Annotated in this window: 20 protein-coding genes; 16 read left to right on the top strand and 4 right to left on the bottom strand. The window is 55.5% G+C overall.

The window, feature by feature from the left end; all coding sequences use genetic code 11:
* Positions 1 to 900 carry a methyltransferase gene (locus C7H08_RS14260; RefSeq protein WP_106673599.1) on the top strand — a complete coding sequence of 300 codons (900 nt, stop codon included), beginning with the start codon at positions 1 to 3 and terminating at the stop codon, positions 898 to 900.
* 127 nt (positions 901 to 1,027) lie between these two features.
* Here C7H08_RS14260 and C7H08_RS14255 read toward each other — a convergent pair whose 3' ends face one another.
* Positions 1,028 to 2,482: a malate:quinone oxidoreductase gene (locus C7H08_RS14255; protein WP_106672914.1), complete on the bottom strand. Its 1,455-nt coding sequence runs from the start codon at positions 2,480 to 2,482 to the stop codon at positions 1,028 to 1,030.
* A gap of 239 nt (positions 2,483 to 2,721) precedes the next feature.
* Here C7H08_RS14255 and C7H08_RS14250 point away from each other — a divergent pair, with 239 nt between their 5' ends.
* From C7H08_RS14250 to C7H08_RS14215, 8 genes are all read left to right on the top strand, one after another.
* On the top strand, positions 2,722 to 4,605 hold the full coding sequence (locus tag C7H08_RS14250; protein WP_106672913.1) for a pyruvate kinase: 1,884 nt from the start codon (positions 2,722 to 2,724) through the stop codon (positions 4,603 to 4,605).
* A 120-nt stretch (positions 4,606 to 4,725) separates the two neighbouring features.
* Positions 4,726 to 5,010: a YebG family protein gene (locus C7H08_RS14245; RefSeq protein WP_106672912.1), complete on the top strand. Its 285-nt coding sequence runs from the start codon at positions 4,726 to 4,728 to the stop codon at positions 5,008 to 5,010.
* A gap of 102 nt (positions 5,011 to 5,112) precedes the next feature.
* Entirely contained in the window at positions 5,113 to 6,168 is a 1,056-nt protein-coding gene (locus tag C7H08_RS14240) for an NAD(P)-dependent alcohol dehydrogenase (protein WP_106672911.1), read from the top strand.
* A gap of 132 nt (positions 6,169 to 6,300) precedes the next feature.
* The gene (locus C7H08_RS14235) at positions 6,301 to 7,269 is read left to right on the top strand and encodes a beta-ketoacyl-ACP synthase III (RefSeq protein WP_106672910.1); all 969 of its coding nucleotides are present in this window, start codon (positions 6,301 to 6,303) and stop codon (positions 7,267 to 7,269) included.
* A gap of 119 nt (positions 7,270 to 7,388) precedes the next feature.
* Positions 7,389 to 8,393 (top strand): thiosulfate ABC transporter substrate-binding protein CysP, encoded by a 1,005-nt coding sequence (gene cysP, locus C7H08_RS14230; RefSeq protein ID WP_106672909.1) that lies wholly within the window; start codon positions 7,389 to 7,391, stop codon positions 8,391 to 8,393.
* A gap of 9 nt (positions 8,394 to 8,402) precedes the next feature.
* Positions 8,403 to 9,275, top strand: coding sequence for a sulfate/thiosulfate ABC transporter permease CysT (gene cysT / locus C7H08_RS14225; RefSeq protein WP_106672908.1), 873 nt, complete (start codon positions 8,403 to 8,405; stop codon positions 9,273 to 9,275).
* A complete protein-coding gene (gene cysW / locus C7H08_RS14220) occupies positions 9,276 to 10,133 on the top strand; it encodes a sulfate ABC transporter permease subunit CysW (RefSeq protein WP_106672907.1) in 858 nt (285 codons plus the stop codon).
* Entirely contained in the window at positions 10,134 to 11,255 is a 1,122-nt protein-coding gene (locus tag C7H08_RS14215; RefSeq protein WP_106672906.1) for a sulfate/molybdate ABC transporter ATP-binding protein, read from the top strand.
* A 3-nt stretch (positions 11,256 to 11,258) separates the two neighbouring features.
* Here C7H08_RS14215 and C7H08_RS14210 read toward each other — a convergent pair whose 3' ends face one another.
* Both C7H08_RS14210 and C7H08_RS14205 read right to left on the bottom strand, forming a co-directional pair.
* On the bottom strand, positions 11,259 to 13,661 hold the full coding sequence (locus C7H08_RS14210) for a YbcC family protein (RefSeq protein WP_227663283.1): 2,403 nt from the start codon (positions 13,659 to 13,661) through the stop codon (positions 11,259 to 11,261).
* Entirely contained in the window at positions 13,658 to 15,268 is a 1,611-nt protein-coding gene (locus C7H08_RS14205; RefSeq protein ID WP_106672905.1) for an NADH-quinone oxidoreductase subunit L, read from the bottom strand. Before C7H08_RS14205 ends, C7H08_RS14210 begins: the two co-directional genes overlap by 4 nt.
* Positions 15,269 to 15,384: 116 nt before the next feature.
* Between C7H08_RS14205 and C7H08_RS14200 the strand changes: the two genes are divergently transcribed.
* The 4 genes from C7H08_RS14200 to C7H08_RS14185 all read left to right on the top strand — a co-directional run bounded on the left by C7H08_RS14200 (position 15,385) and on the right by C7H08_RS14185 (position 19,628).
* Positions 15,385 to 16,284: a LysR family transcriptional regulator gene (locus tag C7H08_RS14200; RefSeq protein ID WP_106672904.1), complete on the top strand. Its 900-nt coding sequence runs from the start codon at positions 15,385 to 15,387 to the stop codon at positions 16,282 to 16,284.
* A gap of 78 nt (positions 16,285 to 16,362) precedes the next feature.
* A complete protein-coding gene (locus C7H08_RS14195; protein WP_106672903.1) occupies positions 16,363 to 17,853 on the top strand; it encodes a flavin-containing monooxygenase in 1,491 nt (496 codons plus the stop codon).
* A gap of 90 nt (positions 17,854 to 17,943) precedes the next feature.
* Positions 17,944 to 18,624 (top strand): FadR/GntR family transcriptional regulator, encoded by a 681-nt coding sequence (locus C7H08_RS14190; protein WP_106672902.1) that lies wholly within the window; start codon positions 17,944 to 17,946, stop codon positions 18,622 to 18,624.
* Positions 18,621 to 19,628: a bile acid:sodium symporter family protein gene (locus tag C7H08_RS14185; RefSeq protein ID WP_106672901.1), complete on the top strand. Its 1,008-nt coding sequence runs from the start codon at positions 18,621 to 18,623 to the stop codon at positions 19,626 to 19,628. Before C7H08_RS14190 ends, C7H08_RS14185 begins: the two co-directional genes overlap by 4 nt.
* Here C7H08_RS14185 and C7H08_RS14180 read toward each other — a convergent pair.
* Entirely contained in the window at positions 19,596 to 20,297 is a 702-nt protein-coding gene (locus tag C7H08_RS14180) for a J domain-containing protein (RefSeq protein WP_106672900.1), read from the bottom strand. The two genes, C7H08_RS14185 and C7H08_RS14180, sit on opposite strands and share 33 nt — an antisense overlap.
* Before the next feature lie 122 nt (positions 20,298 to 20,419).
* On the opposite strand from C7H08_RS14180, the gene C7H08_RS14175 reads away from it, so the two are divergent.
* Genes C7H08_RS14175 through C7H08_RS14165 form a run of 3 tightly spaced genes read left to right on the top strand, consistent with a single transcriptional unit; the run spans position 20,420 to position 25,598 of the window.
* Positions 20,420 to 22,627: a TonB-dependent receptor plug domain-containing protein gene (locus C7H08_RS14175; protein ID WP_106672899.1), complete on the top strand. Its 2,208-nt coding sequence runs from the start codon at positions 20,420 to 20,422 to the stop codon at positions 22,625 to 22,627.
* Between the two features lie 50 nt (positions 22,628 to 22,677).
* Complete coding sequence (locus C7H08_RS14170) at positions 22,678 to 23,658, top strand: hypothetical protein (RefSeq protein ID WP_227663282.1); 981 nt, start codon at positions 22,678 to 22,680, stop codon at positions 23,656 to 23,658.
* On the top strand, positions 23,655 to 25,598 hold the full coding sequence (locus C7H08_RS14165; RefSeq protein WP_106672898.1) for an ATP-binding protein: 1,944 nt from the start codon (positions 23,655 to 23,657) through the stop codon (positions 25,596 to 25,598). Before C7H08_RS14170 ends, C7H08_RS14165 begins: the two co-directional genes overlap by 4 nt.
* Positions 25,599 to 25,630 lie beyond the last annotated feature (32 nt).

Genomic DNA, 25,630 nt, shown 5'->3' with positions numbered 1-25,630 from the left:
ATGGTGCTCAAAGCGACCGGATACTCATTCACCACCGTAACACCGGCGACCCATGCTCGCGTCAATGCACGATTGCAGAATGCCTGGGCGCGCAACGCAACAGACGTCTTCGGTTGGAGTCGACCGTTCCGGGAGGGCGTTATAACGCCCGAGCTTTTCGAGGCAATGCGCAAGGCAGAAGTGCTGGATCCCCATGATGACGGTTGGATCTCGCGAGTGCGGGCGTCGACGCTGCGGGGCCAACTTTTTCTACACTCGGCTTTTCCGACGACGGCCTCTGACGCGATCTTTTTCGGACCCGACACCTACCGCTTCGCGAATGCAATCACTCGATACCTGGCCGGAGATGTGCGCCTCGAGCGGGCCGCCGACATCGGCTGCGGCGCCGGGCCGGGTGCGGTGGTCGTTGCTCTGGAGCGGCCACAAGCCGACGTGTTTGCTGTCGACATCAACGACACGGCGCTACGGTACACTTCCGTCAACGCCCGCGTTGCCGGCGCCACGCGAGTCGTGGCCCAACACTCCAATCTGCTTGACGGCGTAAACGGAGACTTTGATTTAATCGTCGCCAACCCTCCTTACCTGCTCGATGCGCAGGAGCGCACTTACCGGCACGGTGGCGGCAGCTTCGGCGAAGGACTTTCCCTGGCGATTGCCAGCCTGGCGAAAACGAGGCTGGCCCCAGGCGGCACGCTGCTGCTCTACACGGGTACGGCCATCATCGACGGAACGGACCGGTTCCGCGCTTTGGTCGCGCCAATACTCAACGATGGCTCCGTTGAGTGGGACTACCAGGAACTTGACCCGGACGTGTTCGGCGAAGAACTGAACCAGCCGGCCTATGCAGAAACTGATAGGATCGCGGCGGTGTTACTCACCGCTCACAGGGCAAGGTGTTGAAGCTAATCAATAGCTGGTTCCTGCGAAGCACCTGCTCTCGAAACAGCAGCATGGACAACTGAACGCGAAAAATCTTCACCCTACCAGGGTTAATTCTGAGCGAGCACGTATATTGCTCTTGTTACAACTAGGGCTGCTTTATCCCCAAACGTTCGTTGACCGCGTCACGAATCTCCCGGTAACGATCAGGCTGTCCGATTAACGTATTCAAATCATCCTCGGGGAAGATCTCCTTACGCTTTTTCCTGACGTCCTCGTTGTTAAAAATGGACGGCATCAGTTGCTCCAGGCTGCGTAACATCACCTCGGGTGACACCGACGCTCCGGGCGAAGCTCCCAGCAAGGTCCCGTAGGTCTTGTCTTTGGACACGATGATTTCTGTGCCCATTTGCAAATCCCGGTCTTTGATAATTTGCACGCGTTGGCCGGCCTCCACCGGTTTCCAGTCAAACTTCTTACTCAAACCAGGCGCAAAGCTGTCCAGCTCGTCGAACATGCTCTTTTCGCCCTTGAAGGTCTCGGAAACCAGATATTTAACCAGCGGAAAATGCTCCAGGGCGACGTTAAGCAAACCCGGAATATCATGCAGACGCATGGAACTGAGGTAATCGAAAAAGCCACGACCGCGCTCGAGCACCGGTTTAAATGACGCGAAAGGCCCGAAAAGCAGATAGTGTTTGCCATCCACCACCCGCAAATCCAGGTGCGGTACGGACATGGGCGGCGCGCCAACTTTCGCTTTGCCATAGGTTTTGGCCCGGTAATGCCCGGCCTGCTCTTCGCTGATGGAGGTCTGCAAGAATCGCCCGCCCACGGGAAAACCGGCAAACCGGCTTCGAAACGGCAGTTGGCTTTTTTTCAACAAGGGGAATGCGCCTCCGCCGGCGCCTACGAACAGCACATCTGCCTTGTACTGAACCTTGGCGCCTCTGCTTTCGGCTTCAACAAGCCAGCGGCCGGTGGGGCTTCTGTGCACACGTTTAACGTGAGTGTCATAGTCAATCTTAACGTTCAGGTCTTGCACTGCATGCGCAGCCATCTGCTCCGTTAAAGCACCAAAGTTTACGTCTGTACCCGTTTCAATGACGGTAGCCGCCATTTTTTCATGGCGAGGACGCTCTTCCATGGTGTAGGGAATCCAGCTCTTTATTTCATCAAAGTCTTCTGAGTAACGCATGTGTTCGAAAAAATGATGAGCCGACATTTCCTTGAATCGCAACCGCAGTTCTTCAATGGCTGGCTCAGACACGATGGTGCAGTGCTTGGTTTGATTGATGAAGGTTGTCGGATCTTTGATGGCGCCCTGCTCCATCAGGTAAGCCCAGAACTGCTTGGCCACATTGAACTGGGCATGAATCTTCAATGCTTTCTCAACTGAAATGACCTCTTCATCCACCGGGGTGTAGTTCAGCTCACAGTTGGCTTCGTGCCCGGTACCGGCGTTATTGAACGCCCATGAGTTGCCCGACCCGGCGCTATTCAGACGTTCCAGAATGGTGATGTCCAACTCGGGTGCCAGCTCTTTCGCCAAGGTGGCAAACGTGGTTCCCATAATGCCCGCGCCGATGATGATTACGTTCATAAAGTCTGTCCGCCAGTGCTAGGTTTTCTGATGTAAGTCACCAGGATTCTCCTGTTAGAAAATAACATGATTCCGGGAAGGGTTGAAAACCGGCTGCATTATTGCTCCAGGCTTCAGCCACAAAAGTTTCACACCACTGAAACAGTCCTCCCCGACAGTTAAGTAACGTATGAATTGTGGACAACATCACCTTGAGATCCCAACGCGTTCAAAGACCGGAACGACCCAGGAGCTGAATCATGGAAGAGGTACTGAAAACAACGCTTTCCCCCTCGGAAATTGAGGGCGTTGGCGGCTTACTGGAAGACTTGAAGAAACTGCGAGAATCCCTGATTCGGGACACCAAAGAACACCGGCTTAAGGTGAATGCATTCAATCCGGCCTATGAGCTCAGTGCTGAAAACCTGCTCTATTATATGTCTCTTCGGCGGCACGATATCCGGCCAATCCAGCAGCGCCTTGCCGCGTTGGGGCTGTCTTCACTGGGCCGATCTGAATCCTGCGTGCTTTCAACGCTGGATGCGGTAATTCGCACGTTAGCCGCCCTACTCGGCCAAAGTCTCCCTGAGTCAGAGCCCGGAACAGGTTCAACGATTGATATTCAGGAGGGGCCGAGAGTTCTGACAAGACATACTGACCAGTTACTTGGCCCCGCAGCTAACGAGCGAAGCGTTCGTATTATGGTCACCATGCCAACGGAGGCCGCCCATGATGGCAGCATCATTCACAACCTCCTGGCCAAGGGCATGAACTGCATGCGGGTCAACTGTGCCCACGATAGCCCCGAAATCTGGAGGGCGATGATCCGCAATTTGCGCCAGGCGGAACAAACCCTTGGCGCAGATTGCCGTGTGTTCATGGATCTGGGTGGACCCAAGATACGAACTGGCGAGATTAAACCGGAGCCGGCCGTGGTGCACGTTCGGCCGAAGCGGAATGCATATGGCATTACCGTGACACCCGCCCGGATCTGGCTTACTCCAAACGAATTGCCGTCCTGTGCTCCCGATGACTGCGAGGCCCAGTTCCAGGTTCCAGCGCGCTTCCTCAATGGCCTGAGGCAGTGTGATGAAATTGCTCTGGTAGATGCCAGAAGAAAGTCGCGACAATGGGCTGTATCGGAAAGAACCGATGAGGGCTGCTGGCTGGAAAGTACCAAAGCGTGCTACGTGGTGCCTGGCACGAAGTTACATCTCCAACGTCAAACGCCTGGAATGGCATGTTGTGATATTGGCGAGTTTCCGTTACGCCCCGGCTTCATTCTTCTGAAGAAAGAAGACGCACTGATCGTTACCGCGCAACCTGTGCTGGGGCACGCCGAGAGTCGTGATGGCCTGGGAAATGTTCTTTCGCCAGCGACAGTCAGCTGCACCATGCCTGAAGTTGTCTTCCAGGTCCGGCCCGGAGACTCCATCTGGTTCGACGATGGCAAGATTGGCGGTGTCATCGAAAAAGTAGAGGATGGCCACTTCTCGGTAAAGATCACGCATGCCCGCCCAGGGGGGACCAAGCTCCGCGGTGGTAAAGGGATTAACCTCCCTGACAGCCGACTGAATATCGAGGCAGTCACCCAGGAAGACATCAACAATCTGGCTTTTATAGCCGAACACGCTGACGCTGTTGAGATGTCCTTCGCAAACTCAGCGCAAGATGTTCTGATGCTAGAAACAAGTCTTGAGACTATTAACGTAAACAAACCCGCCATCGTACTGAAAATAGAAACGCAAAAAGGCTTCGAAAACCTCCCCTCAATGCTGCTGGCCGCCATGCGGTGGCCCAACTGTGGTGTGATGATCGCCCGAGGTGACCTGGCGGTTGAATGCGGTTATGAACGTCTGGCAGAAGTTCAGGAAGAAATACTTTCGGTTTGTGAAGCGGCCCATGTTCCTGTGATCTGGGCGACCCAGGTGCTTGAGAATCTCGCTCAAAAGGGCCTGCCATCAAGAGCGGAAATCTCTGATGTCGTGATGGCGCATCGAGCGGAATGCGTCATGCTCAACAAGGGCCCGCACATCCTTGAGGCGGTGGAAGCCCTGGACAATATTCTGAAACGAATGCAAAACCACCAACGGAAAAAACGCGCCATGCTGAGAGAACTTAAATTGGCCCACATGAAGCCTTGAGCGGGTAAGTTTCGCCAGTAAAAGCTTGTGCGGTGAGCCCCTCGATAACTGCAACAGAGTGCGCTATCATGGGGCTGTATATTTATACAGTCATCCATAAAACAGCGAGGAATCTTCTAAATGGCTGTTCAATCTTTGTTCTATTCAGACCGCGACGGACTCGAAATGGCACTCAAGACCCCCGATTCGATGCTCTTCACGACTAAAGCTGACGCCGATGCCCGGGATAAAATGCTCGAGCTTTCTGAAAACATCCAGCTGTGGCTGGAGAAAAAGATCCCGGCGATGCCGGAGGAATACGCAGAGCAGTGTGCCCTGCTGATTGCGGAGAACAAGGATCTGTTCCAGAAGGCCCTGAAAAAGCCCGAAGTATTGAGTGAGCAGGCGGACACTGACTCTGAGTGATGGGGTATCACGCAACATCGGATTGTACCTGGTATGGTCTATATGACATCGTTTACGTATCTTGCACGGAATTCAGCAAGCTAATTAATCAAGGAGTCTTTAATGGCTAACACTCGCGCATACGCAGCTACCAGTCCAACTTCCGGCCTGGCGCCCTACTCCTTTGACCGGCGAGCATTGCGCACCGATGACGTCGCCATCGAAATCGACTACTGCGGCGTTTGCCACAGCGACCTGCATACCGTCGAAAATGACTGGGGCGGCTCCCAGTACCCTGTGGTACCGGGCCATGAAATTGTTGGCCGGGTAACGGCGGTTGGCCCTGAAGTCGCCGCCTACAAGCCTGGTGATCTGGTGGGTGTGGGTTGCATGGTAGACAGCTGTCGCAGCTGCTCTGCCTGCGATTCCGGGCTTGAGCAATACTGCCTTGAAGGCTCCACCATGACCTACGGCAGTCTGGATCGGCACGACGGCACGGTCACCCACGGCGGCTATTCCGACAAGATCGTGGTCAGTGAACGCTTCGTGGTTCGCATGCCCGATAAGCTGGACCCGGCCAGTGCAGCACCGCTTCTGTGTGCCGGCATTACCACCTACTCGCCCCTCAAGCATTTCAACGTCGGTAAAGGCCATAAAGTGGGCGTGCTCGGCATGGGCGGTCTGGGCCATATGGGCGTGAAGCTCGCCAAGGCGCTCGGTGCCGAAGTCACCATTTTCACCCGTTCCGAAGCCAAGGTGGCCGAAGCGAAAAAGCAGGGCGCAGATCACGTGATTATTTCCACGGACAAGGCCCAGATGAAAGCCGCGGCGGAGTCATTCGATTTTCTGCTCGACACCATTCCCGTCGCCCACGACTTCAACCCATACCTGAAGTGTCTGAAGTACGACGGCACCCATATTCTGGTGGGACTGCTGACCCCGGTGGAGCCGGCTTTACAGGCTGGGCTGCTGGTCACCAAGCGTCGTACGGTTGCGGGCTCGCTGATCGGCGGCATGCCGGAAACACAGGAGATGCTGGATTTCTGCGCCGAGCACGACATTACCTGTGATGTCGAAATGCTCGATATCCATAACATTAACGAAGCTTATGAGCGCATGAAAAAAGGCGACGTGAAGTACCGCTTCGTGATTGACATGAAATCCCTCAAAGACAGCTGATCACCCAGCGTCGACTCCCCGGGCCCCTAACCAGGTAACCCGGGGAGACTATGACAATCCGCTAATAACCAATCCGGTTGCAAAGGGTTAGCATGGGTCTATGTTTATCGTATATGGCCCTGGATACAACGCATGACTTTTGCACGCATTGCCGGAACCGGTTCTTACCTGCCGGACAACATTGTTACCAATCGCGATCTGGAAAAGCGGGTAAACACCTCCGACCAGTGGATTCGTGATCGCACCGGTATTGAACAGCGCCATATCGCCCTGCCCGGTCAAACCACCGTTGATCTTGCGGAACAGGCTGCGCTTCGTGCAATCGAAGCTGCGGGTATCGCCAATAGTGATATCGACCTGATCATTTTTGCCACCACCACGCCGGACAAAGTATTCCCCAGCTGCGCCTGTATTCTTCAGGCACGTCTGGGCATTCATGGCTGCCCTGCTTTTGACATTCAGGCAGTATGCAGTGGCTTTGTTTACGCCCTGGCGATGGCTGAAAAATTCATCAGTACCGGCACCAGCAAAAAGGCTCTGGTCATTGGTGCCGAAGTATTTTCAAGAATTTTGAACTGGGATGACCGCACTACCTGCGTGCTGTTCGGTGACGGTGCCGGCGCGGTCATTCTGGAAGCCAATGAGGAAACCGGCATTCTGTCTACCCACCTGCATGCCGATGGCCGCTACGAAGAACTGCTGCACGTGCCCTGCGGTGTAGCCACAAACTTCGATGCCGTCAAGGCGGGGCAGGCCTTCGTTGAGATGAAAGGTAACGAGGTGTTCAAGGTAGCGGTTAACACCCTTGGCCAGATTGTTGATGAAACGCTCGAAGCCAATAAGATGCAGAAATCAGATATTGACTGGCTGGTGCCTCACCAGGCTAACCTGCGCATCATCACCGCGACGGCTCGCAAACTCAACATGTCGATGGACCAGGTTGTGATGACAGTAAACCGCCATGGCAACACCTCGGCCGCCTCAATCCCTCTCGCGTTGGATGAAGCCGTCAGGGATGGTCGAATCAAACGCGGCCAGGTTGTGCTGCTTGAAGCCTTTGGCGGCGGTTTTACCTGGGGCTCAGCTTTATTAAAGTATTGATGACCCGTCATGTATATTCCATAAAGCGATTTCAATATTTATTTTTAATATTTTTAGTTCTTAGAAACCTTTGATAGATTACTTCTCAGATTCATCTTTTTGGTTCTGAGGAGCTCACCATGAAACAACTGTTCAAAGGATTTGCACTGGGCGCTGCCCTGCTCTCCGCCCAACCGGCACTCGCGGCCGACCGGGAGCTTCTCAACACGTCTTACGACATCGCCCGGGAACTCTTCGCCGCTTACAACGTAGAATTCGGCAAACACTGGCAGGAAAAGACCGGTGAGACGCTCGAGGTCAAGCAGTCTCATGCGGGTTCTTCGCGTCAGGCCCAAGCCATTATTCAAGGACTTAGAGCAGACGTCGCGACCTTTAATCAGGTTACCGACATCGACATCCTGCATGCCCGCGGCGGCCTGATTCCGGAAAACTGGGCGGAACGTCTGCCAAACAACAGCTCCCCCTACTATTCAACCATGGCGTTCCTGGTCAGAAAGGATAACCCGAAGAACATCCAGAACTGGGATGATCTGGTTCGTGAGGATGTTGCCTTGGTGATGCCGAACCCGAAAACCTCCGGTAACGGTCGTTATACCTATCTGGCGGCTCTTGGATACGCTCAGGATGAATTCGGAGATGATCAGGCAAGCATTGACGAGTTTCTGTCCGCGTTTCTTGGTCAGGTGCGGGTGTTCGACAGCGGCGGTCGCGGCGCAACCACCACCTTCATCGAGCGCGGTATTGGCGATGCCCTGCTGACCTTCGAGTCTGAAGTGTTGAACCTTGCCGATCGCTTTGAAGATGGCGAGTACCTGGTCATCACCCCGAGTGTCAGCTTTCTCGCTGAGTTCCCGGTCACCTGGATCGACGATTACGTTAAACAGAACGACACCGAAGCGCTGGCAAAAGAATACCTGACACACCTGTATTCTGAAGACTCCCAGCGGTTACTGGCGGGCTTCAATTACCGCGTTCACAACGAAACGGTGAAACAGGAAAACAAGGATCGCTTCCGGGATCTGAAGCTCAAGTCCATCGATGACATCGCCGGCGGCTGGGAGAAGGCCATGGCAGACCACTTTGCCAGCGGCGGCAAGCTGGACCAGCTGCAACGGCGTCGATAAGGGGCTGCCATGTCTGCATCCGCCAACCCCAGCGTCGCCCCCGTGCGGCGCTTTTCAGGTCGCAGTAAACGAGTCTTGCCGGGGTTTGGTCTCAGCCTCGGCATTTCGTTGTTTTTTGTCAGCCTGGTTCTGCTCCTGCCCATCACCGGCCTGGTAATTGAAACCTCGGGCATGACCTGGGACCAGTTTGTGTTCACCATTACCGACCCTCGAGTGGTGGAATCCTACAAGGTGACACTGTGGACCGCGCTGGCCGCCTCACTCTTCAACGGCTTTTTTGGCCTGCTGCTGGCGTGGATACTGGTACGCTACGAATTCCCCGGCAAACGCATCGTGGATGCCTTTGTCGATTTGCCGTTTGCGCTCCCCACCGCCGTCGCTGGCATCACTCTGGCCACGCTGTTCGCTCAGAACGGCTGGTACGGGCAGTGGTTGGCGAAACTGGGCATCGAGGTCGCGTTTACCCCCCTGGGCATTGTCGTCGCCATGGCGTTTACCAGCATTCCGTTTGTGGTGCGCACCGTTCAGCCGGTGCTGGAAGAGCTGTCACCGGCAGATGAAGAAGCCGCTGTGAGTCTGGGTGCAAGCGATGGCCGGGTTTTCCGCAAGGTCATCTTTCCATCGCTGTGGCCGGCGTTAGTGACCGGGATCGCGCTGTCCTTTACCCGCAGTCTGGGCGAGTTCGGCGCCATTATTTTTATCGCCGGCAATACCCCTTACGTCAGTGAAGTGACCAGTCTGATGGTGTTTATCCGTCTGCAGGAATACGACTACGCCGCCGCCAGTGCCATAGCCTCCGTCGTGTTGCTGGCGTCCCTGGTACTGCTGTTTGCCATTAACCTGTGGCAGGGCCGCTACCTGCGCCGCCTGGAGGGTCGCTAGATGGCCAATGCTCACCGCCGCGTTGGTGACCAGCCCTGGGTTCGCCGCTCGCTGATCGGCACGGCTCTGCTGCTGGCCATGTTCATGCTGGTCATTCCGGTTGTGGTGATCTTTGCCCAGGCCTTGAGCGCAGGCTGGTCGACCTTTGCTGACAACGTCACTGACCAGTACACCCTGCACGCCATTGGTTTGACCCTGTTTGTCGCAGCACTGACGGTACCGCTGAATCTGGTGTTCGGAACCGCCCTGGCCTGGTCGGTTACCCGGTTCCACTTTCCGGGTCGTAAGCTGCTGATCACGCTGATCGATATTCCGTTTGCCGTGTCGCCGGTCATCGCTGGTCTGTTGTACCTTCTGCTCTATGGCCGTAACGGTTGGCTTGGTGGCTGGCTGGCCAACTACGATGTGCAACTGATGTTTTCCTGGCCAGGTATCGTGATGGTCACAGTGTTTGTCACCTGCCCGTTTGTGGCTCGCGAACTGATTCCGCTCATGCAGCAACAAGGCAGTGAAGAAGAAGAGGCCGGTGTGGTTCTTGGCGCCTCAGGCTGGCGAATTTTCCGCAAGATCACCCTGCCGAACATCAAGTGGGCGTTGATCTACGGGGTGGTTCTGACCAACGCCCGCGCAGTTGGTGAGTTCGGCGCGGTGTCGGTTGTTTCAGGTAACGTTCGCGGTGAAACCAATACGTTACCGCTGCATGTTGAACTACTTTATCAGGATTATAACGTTGTCGGTGCCTTTGCCAGTGCGTCCTTGTTGGCGGCCATTGCCATGCTGACTCTGGTGGTCAAAGCCTTTGTCGAATGGCGGCAATCCCGACCTATCGTATCGACGCCCGAAAAGGAGGTGTCCTAGATGAGCATCACCATAGACCGGATTTCTAAAACCTTTGGTCGTTTCCAGGCCTTGCGGGATGTTGCCCTTGAGATTCCCGAGGGAAAACTGACCGCCCTGCTCGGCCCGTCCGGCTCGGGCAAGACCACGCTCTTGAGAATCATCGCCGGTCTGGAGTCGTCCGACTCTGGCCGCATCCTGTTTGGCGGTGAAGACGTTAGCAGCCTGCATGTGCGGAATCGTAATATCGGCTTCGTCTTTCAGCACTACGCGCTGTTCCGCCACCTCACCGTGGCCGAGAACATAGCCTTTGGCCTGGAATCCCTGCCTCGCCGGCAACGGCCGTCCAAACCGGAAATTCGGCAACGAGTGGCCAAATTACTGGAAATGATCCAGCTGCCACAGCTGGCAGACCGATACCCCGCCCAGCTGTCTGGTGGTCAGAAGCAACGAGTTGCGCTGGCAAGAGCCCTGGCCACCCAACCGCGGATTCTGCTGTTGGACGAGCCGTTTGGTGCGCTTGATGCCAAGGTTCGCAAGGATCTCCGGCGCTGGCTTCGGGCGCTGCATGACGAATTCCATTTCACCAGCATCTTTGTGACCCACGACCAGGAGGAAGCGCTGGAGCTTTCCGATCAGGTGGTGGTCATGAGCCAGGGCCAGGTAGAACAGGTCAACACGCCGACAGAGCTTTACGCCAAGCCAGAAAGCCGATTTGTCTTCGATTTTCTGGGCCACGTCAATGTGCTGTCCGGCGTGGTCAGAGGGCAAAAACTGGTGCAAGGCGATGCCTGGGTATCACTACCGGGCAACCGGTCTGAGCAGGAAGCCCAGCTGTACCTGCGGCCCCATGAGGTGCATCTGGCGCGGGCCCCCGACGCCCATGCGCGGCTTCCACTGCGGATTGACGCGGTCAGCCTGATCGGTTCGGAAGTTCGCATCGAGCTGGTACCCGAAGGCTGGCAGAGCAATGAAATCTGGGAAGTGGGCATGAGTCACAACGAGTTTGCCCGCCAGAACCCGAGCCGCGGTGAGCTCTGGTATGGCGTCCCGGACATCGGCCACCTGTTCTCGGGCGACAATGGCCAGCCCAAAACCGTGGACTGGCATTGTCGGGACGTGGCAAAAGCCTGCAACATTTAGCAGCTATATCGGCAACCAATCTCCGTCTCGGTATTGCACGACGCCCTTGTCGCCCGCCCGCCAGAGCCAGAGCCACTGGTTATCAACCAGGGCTTTGACGTCCGGCTGCGCGCAAAGGACCTGTTCGATGCGTTCAGCCGGGGCATGAATCAGGACCGTTAACCGCATTGGCTCATGGCGCCAACGCTCGCCATCGTGCACAGATTGCCATGGCAGGCCAATGCGCAGGTCCGCGCCGTTGCCCTCGATCACCCCCAGGTTACCGCCCACCACCGAATGCAGCAGTTTGTTGCCAGCCCCATACACCGAAGGTTGGGTGACGGACGCAAAGTACTGAAGGTTAATCCAATTGGCTACCACCATCGGTGCCGACATCAGTGCTGCCAGCACCGAGCCGTCTTGATCCAGGTCCGGGTTGTAGTCATGAAGAAAGCAGCGGCCACCCAAATCGAGCCCCCGGGTCATGTGCCTGGAGCCAATAATCATGGCGGCGTTGTTCGCAAGACCCCATTCGGGGCGTACCTCTGCCCAATTGCGTGTGCGAAGCTTCATGGCCGCATGCAGTTGCTGATCGGTGTGGCCGTTAAGCTGCAGCGCCGTGGCCCGTTCCCGGCGACTGCTATTAGCTGCCACCTGCAGCTGATTCACCAGATCTGTATAGATCCGCTGATGACTTTCCGGAATACCAGAGCCTGCCAAAATCCTCACTTCATCCGTGACTGTGCAATGCTCGGCGGCAAGCACCAGAGAGCTGTCAGGCAGAACAATACCCCTTTCAGCAAGACCCGCACGAACGCTACGATCATTCAGCAAACCCGCCGCAATACTGGCGTTGAGCCCACCATTTTTACCGCCACAGGCACCGCAGGCCAAGCCCGCTTCATTCGGGTTATTGTCGGTATGAGCGCCGTGGCCTACCAGCAACAACAAACTGGCAAATCTGCGAGTCAGTGACATTGCTCTGAGCAGCCCTTCGGCCAGGTCGACTCGTTCACGATCTGACAGCGGGTCGCCGCCATAACAATGAAACAGCCGTCCCTCGGAAGATTTCGGTTGTTTTGACGGGTTATGGTGAAGGCTGTCGCGGATGAGCTTCCAGGCCCAGGCCAGACCAGTGGTTTCCACCAGAGTAAAAGTGGAGAGGCTGGAATACTTTGCGCCCCTGACGGATTCACGCACCTGTTCGCGACCATCCAGCTTTAGGTTCAGGACTCGGTCAGCGGCCGCACTCCCCAGGGTTTCACCGAAACGGTAAACCGGGGCCAACAATCCCGGCAAATGCGCCTCGCCACCCGACGGGCCCAGTGCCTGGTGTACCACCGGCATACCGAAGAAGCCGGCAACACCCAGGGTTTCGGCTTTCGGATAGCAGGCCTCCAGGTGGCGACGAAGCACTTCCGATCTGACATCAATACAGAACGCCGCCTGTACCTCCGGTGTCGCAACGAGCTGTTTTTCAGTGCTATTGACGGAACACAGCCGTTCGAGAAATTGCCGCTGCCAGGTCATTTCATAGGCACGGTGCCAGACCCACAGAATTTGCGCAGACTCATCACCCTGTGTCAGCCACCGCAGGCTTGACCATTGGTCCAGCCAGGCACCGCGATCTCTCACCGAAAGCTCGCTGGCTGCCAGCCACTCATGCACGAGTAAAATGGTAGCGAGTTGCGGGCACAGGTTTAGTGACCGACCTTCAAGGCAGGCTCGCCAATCTTCACCCCTGCACCATGACGACCAGCCAAGTAACTGCAGCAACAGCTGATGCACCACAGCTTCAAGCCGGGCATCGGCACTGGGCAATTCGGCCACAACAAAGGCTGCGGCTTGTTGCCAGTTGTTCGGTAAGCGGGCCAGTTGGCTTGCAAGGTGACCGTTGCCCGAGCCGACGCTCTGGGTTTGCTGATCAAACCACAGATCATAAAGATCACGACCCTCCGTTGCAGCCCGCCATCGCCCTTGCCGGCTATCGAAATAACGGGCACATAGGCCGCCTAGCTGCTGTCTTATCTTTTCAAGGCGACCAGAGCAGGCCAGCGACATTTGTTCGCCATTGCGCTGATGCCGAGCGGCTTTTAAACGGGTTACCAAGCTTTCTGCAGTTCCCTGTAATTGCCGTTCCCCGGCTGCCCTGATCAGATCTTCGCTGCGAACGCGACTGCCCTGCCAGGCATTCAGGTAGAAGTCTGGCGGCATCAGCAAGCCGGTGTTGGCGCGCGTACGGAGCTCCGCGTCGGCATTTTCTATTTTCTGCTGTCGATGTCCCCACCAGGGATTCACTGCTATCCACCGGTCCAGTGGCCAGATGGGCGCTATCCGCTCGCAGGCCGAGGCAATGGTCATAACAATATCTTGATTCTGAACAACGTTGCTGTTGCCGGAACCTTGAGAAATTACAGGAGCATTCATGGGCGTTCTCCGGAGGACAACAGATAGTGGTCAGGCTTGCCTTGCGTGGCGTCAGTGGCGAGCCAACGTTTTGCCCAACGCCGAGTCGCTTGTTCAAACGGTTGGTCCAGATAAAATCCCTGGCTCACCGGATGATGAAAGCGCTGCAGCGAGGGGGTGTTAGGCCAGAGCTGGGTAACCAACGACAATGTTGCAAGACTGATGATCAGGGCCCAGGCAAACACTTCGGCAGCTAACGGTAATACAGAGGTGCCGCTGCTTTGAAGTGTGGGGCCGAGCATGCTGTTGAGTAGGCCATACAGTGGCACCAGAGCTATCGCCATGAAAAAAACCGTCACTTTGGCTTTCGAAGAGCTCTCGCTGGGCATACCAAATACGGCGGCGGCGACAGCCATTACCAGTAAAACGGCCAAAATACGCTTGTTCTCGACCAGTCCTGGTGCCAGCCACAGCATTGCCCCTGAAATAATGGCCGCCACTAAGGCAAAGCCTGCATTGGACAGACCGGGACGACCGGTAAAATGCACCACTGACGCTCTCACCGTGCGCCCGGACGCAAGGAATGAGTGGGCCTTGTAGAGGGAATGTGCGAGCAGGTGCAGCAACGCCAGAGTGTAAGCCCCCACTGCAATTTCAAAGAGCATGAAGCCCATCTGCGCATTGGTAGACCAGACCAGAGCATGCTTGACCGAGGTTTGCGCCATCATGGTAAACACCGCCACCAGTGCGGTGGACCCGCCCACCACCAGTAATATCAGGTGCCCCGCAGTGAAGCCTTCAAAGACCGGAAACAACCGGAGCCAGAGAAAACCGCCCAGGTTGATCACACCCGCGTGGAGCAGTGCCGATACCGGCGTTGGTGCCTCCATTACCCGGATCAGCCAGCCGTGGAACGGTATCTGGGCGCATTTGAGGGCTGCCGCAATGGCCAACAGCACCGAGGCCACAGTCAGTTCTGTCGACGATGCACCAACCTGAGTTGATAACGCATGAATCTCCGGTATCTGAAAGCTACCGTAATGACGCCAGATCAACAGCACGGCGCCAACAACAGCCAGATCGCCGAGGCGGCTGGTAATAAACTTCTGTGCGGCCGCAAGCCGCGCTTCCGTCCTTTCGGGATAGAGCGTCAGCAAATGATGCAGCGCCAGACTTACCGCAACCCAGGCTCCCGCCAAAACCAGCAAGTGGTTTGTAAAAACCAGAACCAGAACACTGGTTACGGTGACCAGGAACCACGGTAGAAAGGCCCGGAATGCCAGATCGCCATTTAGATAATCCCGGGCGTAACGCAGGATAATCCAGGCAACAAAGCTCACCATCAAGGCCATCCAAACCGCCAAGCCGTCCGGGTAAAGCCCCAGTGCCGAGCCAAGTTCAGGTAGACCTGTGTCGATAACCCGACCATCGACGATAAGCAACAGCCCGACAAGGGCAGTCGCCAGTATCAGAGCTCTAAGAATTCGATCTGCAATGCGCCAGCAGTGATTGAGTTTGCTTGGCGTTGTCGTCCAGTTGGCAAATCCGGCAATCGCCAAGAGCGTAACCGGCAAAGCGAGCCAGCAAGCGAGCACAAACATTGAGAAAGAAGTGATGATAACGACCATAGAAGACTCCTGTATCTACAGGCGTACTTTGCCGCTGATGCAATCATAGATAAAATGGTTTATAAAGATCATACCGTTCTTTAAAAAAGAATGAATTACGGAAAAGGTACAGCGGCATGCGCTTGAACTACCATCATCTCTACTATTTTTGGGCGGTTGCTCGCAGCGGGCACCTGACTCGCGCGGCAGAATCTCTGCACATTTCACAATCTGCTTTGTCCGGACAGATCCGTAAACTGGAAGAGAGCCTGGGACACGATCTGTTCGTGCGGGAAGGCCGGCGCTTGAAGCTGTCTGAAGCCGGCCGGGTAGCCTTTACTTATGCCGAGGACATATTCCGGCAGGGCGCAGAACTGCAGGCCCTGTTCAGCACCGGCCATCAAGCCAACCGGGAAGTGCTCAAGGTAGGCGCTGTAGCAACGTTGTCACGGAACTTTCAGGAGGGGTTTATTCGCCCCCTACTTGGCCGTCAAGACCTGGAGCTCAAGCTCCAAAGCGGCAGCCTGGAAGATCTGTTGCGCAGACTTTCCGCGCACCGCCTGGACCTGATCCTCTCCAACCAACCCGTACAAGGTGACGACGAGAATCCCTGGCGCTGCAGACGAATAGCCCGCCAGCCTGTCAGTATTATCGGACCACCAGACATCGGAGAACCCGGCGCCTTCCCCGACATGCTGCGCGGCCGTCCGCTGATATTGCCGGGACCAGATAACAACATTCGTCAGGCCTTTGATCAGTTGTGCGATCACCATCAGATTCACCCCATTGTTCTGGCAGAGGTGGATGATATGGCGATGATGCGACTGCTGACTCGAGATAGCGGGCATGTGGCGGTGCTTCCTCCGGTGGTGGTCCGGGATGAGCTAAAGAACGGAAGTTTGAAGGATTACGGTGCCTTACCGGGGGTTTTTGAAGAGTTTTACGCTATTCGCATCCGCCGACAATTCGAGTCGCCTGCGCTCAAGGAGCTGATGACCCAGCCGGCTGAACAGCTGTTGACCTTTCCGGACAATTAATCTGGTGGAAACGGTCTTTTGGTTGGGTACTCAGCCCGCTATAGTCATGCACTAAAACACAAAGATCAGGATAGATGCATGACCAAACCCAGGCTCACGCCCCAAAAGCCCTCTGTTGTCATTATCGGTACCGGTTTTGGCGGGATCGGGATGGCTATCCAGCTCAAACTTGCCGGCTACGCCCGGATCACGCTGCTGGAAAAGGCCGGTGCGGTGGGCGGAACCTGGCGCGACAACACCTACCCTGGTGCCGCCTGCGATGTTCAGTCACACCTTTATTCCTACTCATTCGAGCCAAAACACGATTGGAGTCGAAAATTCGGCGGGCAGCCGGAGATACTCGGCTACATCGAACACTGTGTTCGCAAATACGGTCTTGACCGGCACATAGAGTTCAACAGGTCTGTGGAGTCTGCCAGCTTTGACAGCCGGACCAATCAATGGAAGATAACCACAGAATCAGGGCAATCCTACACCGCCGATGTGCTGATCACTGCCGCCGGACAACTGAATCGGCCAGCCATGCCCAACATACCGGGCCTGGACCGTTTTCAAGGCAACTGGTTTCATTCCGCACGCTGGAATCATCAGGCTGACCTCACGGGTAAACGGGTGGCCGTTATCGGTACCGGCGCCAGCGCTATTCAGTTCGTGCCCGAAATTACCCGTACCGTCGCCCGACTTGACCTCTACCAACGGTCGGCCGCCTGGGTATTACCCAAGCCCGATCGACCGTTTACGCCGGTTGAACAAACGTTGTTCCGCAAGCTGCCATTCTGGGACCGGGCTTACCGCGCCCTGATCTATTGGAAAAACGAATCTCGCGCCCTCGCCTTCACCCGATTTTCCTGGATACTCAACCTGTTTGCCCGACAGGCAAACAAAGAGGCCAACAAATGGGTGACAGATCCCGAAAAGCTCAAAAACATCATCCCTGACTACCGGATTGGCTGTAAGCGGATCCTGATCTCCAATGACTGGTATCCGGCAATCAATCAACCCCATTTGGATCTGATCACGGAAGGTGTTTCACACATCGATGAAACCGGCGTGGTCAGCACCAGCGGCAGCCACCGGCCGGTGGATGCCATTATTTTTGGCACTGGATTCAAAGCCACTGAATTTTTATCGCCCATGCGCGTTACCGGGCGCAACGGGCAATCGCTGAACGATGCCTGGGCAAGTGGCAGTAAAGCTTTCAAAGGCATCAGCGTGAACGGCTTCCCCAATCTTTTCATGCTGTATGGCCCAAACACCAACCTTGCTCACAACTCGATTCTTTACATGCTGGAGTCCCAGTTCCGCTTCGTGATCAGTGCTCTGAATGCCTTGTCACGATACCCGGGTGAAGCTATGGATGTTCGCGAAGAGGCACAGACACGCTACTGTCAGGTGGTGCAGGACGGGCTTTCTGGCAGCGTCTGGGATTCCGGATGTACGTCCTGGTATCTGGATGAGCACGGTCGCAATACGGTGAACTGGCCCGGTTTTACCTTCAGCTATCGCTTTGCAACGCGCTCTGCCGACACCACAGATTACCAATTCCTGCCGCCAGAGCCGGGCCGCTAGGTCGGCCCCAGGCTCAGGGGTGCTAAAGTATGTTGAACATCGGTTAAATTCATAGGATGATTGGATCATCATTAGACTGGATGATAAGCAATGCTCAAGCCAATCAAAAAAGGCTCCCTGGTGGAAACGGCCATTGAGAGCCTGCGGACGGCCATAGAAAGCGACCAATGGCCGGTCGGCACTCGCCTACCCGTTGAGTCCGAACTCTCTGATGCACTTGGCATCAGCCGTAACACCATTCGTGAGGCCGTGCGCGTTCTGGTGCATGTGGGAATGCTGGAAACCCGACAAGGCGACGGCACTTATGTTCGTTCCAACCGAGACGCGGGGGAAACACTGCGCCGTATCGACCGGAGCAAACTGGCGGAACAGCTGGAAGTGCGCATTATGCTCGAAACCGAAGCTGCCCGATTGGCCGCGTTCAGGCGAACCGACGCAGACCTCAAATCTATGAGCGATGCGTTGGATGCGCGAGCTGCCGCTGGCAACAACCTTAATGACCGGATCTGCCACGATGAGTGGTTTCATCACGCGCTGGTGCAGGCCTCACACAATGCCGCACTGACGGAGCTTTACGATTACTTTTCCCACGCGGTAAGCCAGACCATCGAGCGAACAGAGCGGGACGACGATCTTCCCGAACCCTCGCAGGAGGACCACGAACTGCTGCTGGCGGCTATCCGGCGCAAGGATGCCGACAAGGCCGAAGCGCTGTCCCGGGCTTTGCTCAAGCCGAGCCTCAGCGCACTGATGTCCGGAAAAGTGATATGAAGTTTCGTGTCGATGCCTTCACCCTCCTGCTACTGGGCGCCATTGTGCTCGCCTCTTTTTTGCCGGTCACCGGACAAGCTGCGGATGCTCTGACCACCATCGGCACCGTCGCGGTCGCCCTGCTGTTCTTTTTCCACGGCGCAGCCCTGTCGCGGCAGCAGATTATTGATGGTGCAACCCATTGGCGCCTGCACATACTGATCACTGCCCTCACCTTCGTGTTTTTTCCGCTCGCAGTGATGCCAATCAACGGTCTGACCAACATCATCCCGGAGTGGATGCCAAAAGATCTGGGGCTTGGATTTCTGTATTTGGGCGTGTTGCCGTCTGCGGTGTCGTCTTCGATTGCCTATACCGCCATGGCCAGAGGCAATGTACCTGCGGCTATTTGCAGTGCAGCGGCATCAAACGTGTTCGGAATGATGCTCACGCCGTTTCTGCTGTTGCTCCTGGTGTCCACCTCGGGTGCCGCTGACTTCGCAATTGCCGACGCTCTGAAGGACATCATTGTGCAGCTGTTGTTGCCATTTGCAGTTGGGCATGCCATGCGCCCCTGGCTCGGAGGCTTTCTGTCCCGAAACGAATCGCTGATGACCCGATATGATCAGTGCGTAATCTGGATCATCGTGTATTCGGCGTTTTCACATTCGGTGGTCAGCGGGCTTTGGCAGAACCTGCCGATTCAGGCAGTCATACTGGCAATAATGCTGTGCTTTGGTTTGCTGGGACTGTTCATGCTGATTGCGCAGCTAATGGTGCGGAAGCTGGGCTTTAGTCTGGAAGACGAAGCTGCGGTGGTATTCTGTGGCTCTAAAAAGAGCCTGGCCTCGGGATTGCCGATGGCCAAGGTGCTGTTTTCCGGCCACCCGGGTTTCGGCATGATCGTGTTGCCGATCATGTGCTACAACCAGATTCAGGTCATCGTGGGGGCCATCCTGGCCCAGAAATACCGTGAAAAGATCGAGCAGGCGTCAGCCACCCATGCCCCCGAAAATAGTCGCTAGAATGACCAGGCCCACAATCCAGCCGATCACCGCTGGCCAGAAGTTGGTCATGGGTGGCTGCTCCGGAGCCATGTCGGATTCCGGGTCGTTATGCAGATCAGAGTTGCGAAGATCAGAGTTACGGGGATCGACGTGTTCAGAGTCAGGATTGCCCGAGTCAGCCACCGGGCTTGCGCTCCGAACACTGGACCAGTCAAACCAGTCCCCCAGAAACCGGGTGACGGCAACAGAAAAGGCTCCGTTTTCAGCCATCGGGCGAACCCGGGGTTCGAGCTGTCGTCCGATTTCACGTCGCATGGCAAGCTCATCGGCCGGAGGTTCGCATAAGATCGCCTTCCAGATACCCGCATCCTGCTGGCGATGATCATCGTTCATCAGCGCTTTGATTTGAATAACTACCTCGCGGGCGATCTGCGCTTCGGTTGCGTCCAGCTCATATTCCTCATCCGGTGCAACGGCTTCGGCATGGTTCGGCGCCGAATTTAGGTCCTCCACGCGACTTTGCGCAGACTCTCGCACCGGCGGCACGTCGCCCATTGCTTCCTGGAGTGCATGCTCAAGCGCACGGGCCTCGTCTTCAGAGGCAAATTTGGTTTGGCGCTCGTAGGCCTGGCGAATGCGCTCCAGGTCGTCGGTTGGTTCAATGCCCAGAATGTCCCAGCACGTCATAAAAAAGTAACTCCGGAAATGTAAAATCTGTAATCTTTATAGAGACAAACCGTTTCATCTCCCCTAGGATTCAGGAAGAATCATAATAAAGCTGTCGCCCGGCAAATTATAGAACGACACCTATGTCTATTACGAATTACCTGCCTGAAAACCAATCACGTCAGCCTCGCACGGGGCTTGTCTTTCGCCTATCGTTGCTGGCTTCGGCCATCATTGGCATAACCGCAACAACGGCCAGTGCAGCCCCGGCTGACCAAGACTTCAACGCCGGCTTTATTTCGTTTGGCGATGACATTCCGGAAGTGTTGACCACCACACGGCTCCGTCAGCCCAAAACCCGGGTGCCGGGCAGTACCACGGTTATCACTGGTGACATGATACGCGACCTAGGCATCATGAATCTGTACGAGGTTTTTCGCCTGGTTCCCGGCATGGTGGTCAATTTTGTCGGAAGTCATCAGCCGGTCACGACCTATCATGGCACGGTGCATTACGAGCAGCGGCGCATGCAGGTACTGGTCGACGGTCGCACGTCCCACAAAGCGACCTTGTCGGATATGGACTGGGAAACCATGCCGGTTCCGCTGGAGATGATTGAGCGTATTGAGGTTGCCCGAGGCCCCAATTCCGCAGCCTACGGCATCAATGCCTTTCTGGGCACCATTAACATCATAACTCGCGATCCGGCCGACACCGCGGGTGTCGAGACTCGCGTGGTCAGTGGCTCCCGTGGTTATTTGCGAACCTTCGGCTCAGTCGGCGATGCCGGCCCAGACGTTGACTGGCGACTGACCTATGAGAAACGCAAATTTGATGGCTTCGACTATCAGGTAGACGGTGGTGAACGTTTCCCGTTCCGCAATGGTCATGACATCAACTCGTTCACTTACGATTCCCGCCTCAAATTCCATGATCAAGTGGATCTTGAATTACGCACCGGGGTCGTCGACGGCACCAAGTATAACGACAAAGACAAAACCGCAGAGCTTAACCCGTTTGACGACCCTGACATTGACGTTCGTGACTACTATCTCCAGTCCAAACTGAATGTCAGAACGTCCGACCGTCACTTTTTTCATGTCATGGCGAGTGTTGAGAATTTCAATCGAAGACAACCCTACACTATTTCCTTTCCAGACGAGGCAGTGACATGCCTGGAAAATGGCACACCTTTATTCAGAAGGGATAGCAATCGCGATTTCCCGTGTTATCCGGATGATGCTCCTATCGCTGGTTTCGCAGAGGTTGATGCAGATTCAGAGGACACTCGTCTGGAGTTCGAGTTGCAGGACACGCTGATCATCAACAATGACCTGAAAGTCGCCTCTGGTGCCGGCTTCCGTAAAGACACCTTCCGCTCGGAGACCTACTTCAATGGCCGGGGCAGCAATTACCAGTCACGGTTTTTCGGCAACCTTGAGTATACCCCTCTGTCCTGGCTGACACTGAATGCTGGTGGTAACTGGGAAAGAACCAGCACCACAGACAATAGTTATTTCTCACCGAGGCTGGCGGCCAACTTTACGTTCAACAATCGCCATGCCTTGCGGTTTGTATACTCAGAAGCGGTGCGCACGCCAGATGGATTCGAGCAAAACCCCGATTGGGGCTATACCCTGAGGAATGTCAGCCCTGCAATCTACTCAGACCTTGAAGGTCGCCGCATAACTACCCAGGAAGCGTATGAAGTACAGGGGTGGTTGACGCTTGGCAGAGATCTTCAAGAAGAGCACATCATCTCACGAGAAATCAGCTACTTCGGGCAGTTTCCTCTAGAACAAGGGATGCTGTCCATTGAGGTTCGGGGCTTCAACGACGAGCTCCGGGATATGATCAGCGGTGTTATTCAGCTCAAGGACTGGAGCGTCGACAACAACGTTGCCATAGACCAGAAAGGTTTTGAAGTTGAGGCCATGCTTGAGTATCCAGGGACCACCTTAAGAGCCAGCTACGGCTATCTGGATCAGGACACCTGGTATACTGGCGAGCCAATTTTCAACGACGACGGTGATGTCGACACCGTCAAACAACAGCGGACAACAGATCTGCTTACCCGGATGTCTGTACGGCATTCGGGAAGTCTGGCAGTGATACAGGACTTACCCTGGGGGCTCAAAGCCTCGTCGGCGTTCTACTGGGCAGACGAGTTTGGCCGCAGCCAGTTCGAGCGGTTTGATGCCAGAATCGCCAAGCGCATCTATCAATCTCGCTACACCGCCGAACTGGCTTTTACGATGCAGCATTATTTGAATCGAGACCCGGAACTGAGTTCAGATAACAATATCAAAGATCATAATCAGTTCTTCGTGGAGGCAGGCGTCCGGTTCTGACACTATGACAAAGGGACTTAACATCAGGGTTGCTCACCAATCGGGACGGTATGACCTCATCCAGACCAACTGAATCCGTTCAGCCACACAATTTGCAGGCACTGCGATCGTTCACGACGGCGCTGGTCTGCTTTCTGTTCTGGCTTTGGCCCTCAGCGAGCATTGCACAGAGTCATCAGACCGCCAGCCCCGTTATTTACATTGTTGGATCCGGCAACGACGCCCTTGACCGTCACGTCACTGGCCTGCTCGCTGATCAACTGGGTGACGAAGCAACGTTGATGCCCATTCGGGACGACCAAAGCATGATCGGCACAGACAGCCCGGTCGTCACCATCGGGCCAGTCGCGTTTTCGAAGATCCGGCAAATGAACCGGGATGCACCAATTCTGGCACTGATGGTGGAAAAGACCTTCATCCAGGGTTACGCCAACCGATCGCCCGGCCAGGTGTCCGCGATTTATTACGACGTGCCACTGGTAAGACAGGCTCTGACCGGGAAAGCGATTTTGCCTCAGTCGAGACAGATTGCCCTGCTGGCATCTACCGAATCGGTTGAAATCTACGAAGACCTGATTGATCAGCTGTCAGCTTATAACCTGCAAGCGCGCGTATTTATCACTGACAGTGACGACCAACTGATCCCCACTCTGGTGAGAGCCCTCACCTATGGCGATTTTGTGCTGGCCGGCTCGGACGATGCCATTTACAACCCCCGAAATATCAAGCATATCCTGCTCACAGCCTACAGGCGTAACAAAATTGTGATTGGCCCCAGTCAAGCCTATGTCAAAGCCGGTGTTCTGGCTTCCAGCTACGCACCCTTCCCCGTCATGGCTGAAATGGCAGGCACTTACCTGCAAGGATACCTCGCGGAAGGTCATTTTCCTGAACCGGATTATCCGGGGGAGTATCGAGTAGAAGCTAATAAACAGGTTGCCCGCTCATTGAACATTCCTCTGCCTGAACGCGACTGGATCGCGGAGCAGGTGGATGAACTGCTTCAGTCCGGCCAGGGGGGGGCAGAATGAAGACTCCTACCCCACACCAAGGAGCATCGCTGTCGAAAAAGCTTCTATTATTGGGCGCCCTGCCCGCAGTGGTTATGTTCGTCGCGCTTATGGCGTTCTTTACGTCAGCTCGACTGGACGATGCCCGCACCGATCTTGCTCAGAGCACTCAGATGCTGGCCGACAGCCTGGCTCCGGCGTTGGAATACGCGGTGGTTTCCGGCAACATTCTGGCTTTGGAACAGGTGTTGAAGCAATCCCTGCGTCGCAGTAAAGCCGAATGGATTCGCGTCACCGATGTGGTCGATCAGGAATTGGGGTTCGTTAGCAACAGCCTGGCCGATTCGACCTTGAGGAGTCAGGGCTTTAATTTGTATCAGGCCGAAATTCTTCAAGAACCACTGGAGCTGGGCAGCGGCACAGACTGGTTCAATCCGGGCTACGGTTTCAGCACCGGGGCGTTACGGGTGGGCACGGTGGAAGTGGGCGTTGATCCCCGTGTACTGGCAGAACGCCAACAGGACATATTGTTGTCATCCATCGCCGTGGGCGTGGCCATGCTGATATTTACCATTCTTATGGTCAAACACTTTCTCAATAACATTCTTCAGCCGATCCGCAAACTCGCCAGCCAGGTCAGTATGCTCATTGATGGCGATTATGTGGAACAGCCGGTAGTAACTCGGGGCAATTCGAAAGAAATCGTAGCGATCCAGAATCAGTTGAATGAACTCGCACAACACCTTGCAAAGCTGCAGGCTTCCAGAAATCAAACTCTGGCAATGTCGGAAACCGCCCGTGAAAAGGCTGAACTGGCAAGCCACGCCAAATCCGAATTTCTGGCCACCATGAGCCACGAACTGCGTACACCACTGAACGGCGTACTCGGCATGGTCGAACTGATTCAGGAGGAACCTCTGACCAAACGCCAGAGGGATTACCTGGGCACTGCACGGCAGGCAACTGAAGATCTGCTAACGGTCATTTCTGACATTCTCGATTACGCTCGAATGGACAGTGGTAATCTTGAGCTTGAAAATCAGGAATTTGACCTCCGCACTCTCATTTCCAACTGCGCCGCATCTTACCGGCACGCGGCAGAACAACAGGGCCTTGCTCTGGATGTGAACTTCCTGAGTGATTGGCCAGAAAATCCCATGGTTATCGGTGACGCACCAAGGGTGCGGCAGATTCTCGCGGGTCTTCTTGGTAACTCTCTGAAATTTACCAATAACGGTTTCGTGAGTGTTCGCGCAAGCTGGATACCGCTGGAGTCCAATTGCATGATGTTCACCTGCTCAGTCAGCGATACCGGTACCGGTATCCCCGGTGACAGATTGACGAACATTTTCCATAGCTTTGAACAGATAGACAACAGCAGCAGCCGTGCTCACACAGGCACCGGGCTCGGCCTGTCCCTCGTTCAACGTCTCGTTGAATTGATGGGCGGCCATATTCAGGTGGAATCTGATGTTGGGGAGGGGTCCTCGTTCCGGTTCGAAGTTCCCTTTGAGCTGCCTGAACAGCCAGGCACGTGTCAAGCTGCCCTGCCCGATGCGCCTCGGGAACAACTCGGAAGCACGGCTTGGGCTCTGGTGGTAGAAGACAATGCTGTTAACCTGAAGGTCTCAACCACCCTGCTCAGTAAACTCGGTTTCCAGGTTGAGTCTGCTCACAATGGCCAGGAAGCCATTGATAAAGTGAAAAACAAGCACGAAGGCTACGATGTCATTCTGATGGATTGCCAGATGCCCGTGATGGATGGCTATCAAGCTACCCGCGTAATCCGGGAGTGGGAGCAGAGCAACGGCCAGTCGGGTGCCCCCATCATTGCCTTGACCGCGGATGTCTCCCGTGAAACCGAAGAGCTGTGCCTGACGAGTGGTATGAACGACTACGTTGCGAAGCCGGTGAGGCGGGACACCCTTCGCGAAGTGCTCAGCCGCTGGATTCGTCTGTAGGACGGTAAGGAATTGCAGCCCGCCGCCATGAA

The sequence above is a fragment of the Marinobacter halophilus genome, assembly GCF_003007685.1.
In the GTDB taxonomy this organism is placed as follows: Bacteria; Pseudomonadota; Gammaproteobacteria; order Pseudomonadales; family Oleiphilaceae; genus Marinobacter; species Marinobacter halophilus.
The sequence above is the reverse complement of the archived record's forward strand: the minus strand, read 5'-3'. Positions and strand labels throughout refer to the sequence as shown.

Coding starts and splice junctions, on each gene's coding strand:
- C7H08_RS14170 (WP_227663282.1), top strand. CDS start 22,678: ATGACCTCATCCAGACCAACTGAATCCGTTCAGCCACACAATTTGCAG.
- cysT (WP_106672908.1), top strand. CDS start 8,403: ATGTCTGCATCCGCCAACCCCAGCGTCGCCCCCGTGCGGCGCTTTTCA.
- C7H08_RS14240 (WP_106672911.1), top strand. CDS start 5,113: ATGGCTAACACTCGCGCATACGCAGCTACCAGTCCAACTTCCGGCCTG.
- C7H08_RS14210 (WP_227663283.1), bottom strand. CDS start 13,661: ATGAATGCTCCTGTAATTTCTCAAGGTTCCGGCAACAGCAACGTTGTT.
- C7H08_RS14250 (WP_106672913.1), top strand. CDS start 2,722: ATGGAAGAGGTACTGAAAACAACGCTTTCCCCCTCGGAAATTGAGGGC.
- C7H08_RS14245 (WP_106672912.1), top strand. CDS start 4,726: ATGGCTGTTCAATCTTTGTTCTATTCAGACCGCGACGGACTCGAAATG.
- C7H08_RS14195 (WP_106672903.1), top strand. CDS start 16,363: ATGACCAAACCCAGGCTCACGCCCCAAAAGCCCTCTGTTGTCATTATC.
- C7H08_RS14180 (WP_106672900.1), bottom strand. CDS start 20,297: ATGACGTGCTGGGACATTCTGGGCATTGAACCAACCGACGACCTGGAG.
- C7H08_RS14190 (WP_106672902.1), top strand. CDS start 17,944: ATGCTCAAGCCAATCAAAAAAGGCTCCCTGGTGGAAACGGCCATTGAG.
- cysP (WP_106672909.1), top strand. CDS start 7,389: ATGAAACAACTGTTCAAAGGATTTGCACTGGGCGCTGCCCTGCTCTCC.
- C7H08_RS14175 (WP_106672899.1), top strand. CDS start 20,420: ATGTCTATTACGAATTACCTGCCTGAAAACCAATCACGTCAGCCTCGC.
- C7H08_RS14185 (WP_106672901.1), top strand. CDS start 18,621: ATGAAGTTTCGTGTCGATGCCTTCACCCTCCTGCTACTGGGCGCCATT.
- cysW (WP_106672907.1), top strand. CDS start 9,276: ATGGCCAATGCTCACCGCCGCGTTGGTGACCAGCCCTGGGTTCGCCGC.
- C7H08_RS14260 (WP_106673599.1), top strand. CDS start 1: ATGGTGCTCAAAGCGACCGGATACTCATTCACCACCGTAACACCGGCG.
- C7H08_RS14200 (WP_106672904.1), top strand. CDS start 15,385: ATGCGCTTGAACTACCATCATCTCTACTATTTTTGGGCGGTTGCTCGC.
- C7H08_RS14255 (WP_106672914.1), bottom strand. CDS start 2,482: ATGAACGTAATCATCATCGGCGCGGGCATTATGGGAACCACGTTTGCC.
- C7H08_RS14205 (WP_106672905.1), bottom strand. CDS start 15,268: ATGGTCGTTATCATCACTTCTTTCTCAATGTTTGTGCTCGCTTGCTGG.
- C7H08_RS14165 (WP_106672898.1), top strand. CDS start 23,655: ATGAAGACTCCTACCCCACACCAAGGAGCATCGCTGTCGAAAAAGCTT.
- C7H08_RS14235 (WP_106672910.1), top strand. CDS start 6,301: ATGACTTTTGCACGCATTGCCGGAACCGGTTCTTACCTGCCGGACAAC.
- C7H08_RS14215 (WP_106672906.1), top strand. CDS start 10,134: ATGAGCATCACCATAGACCGGATTTCTAAAACCTTTGGTCGTTTCCAG.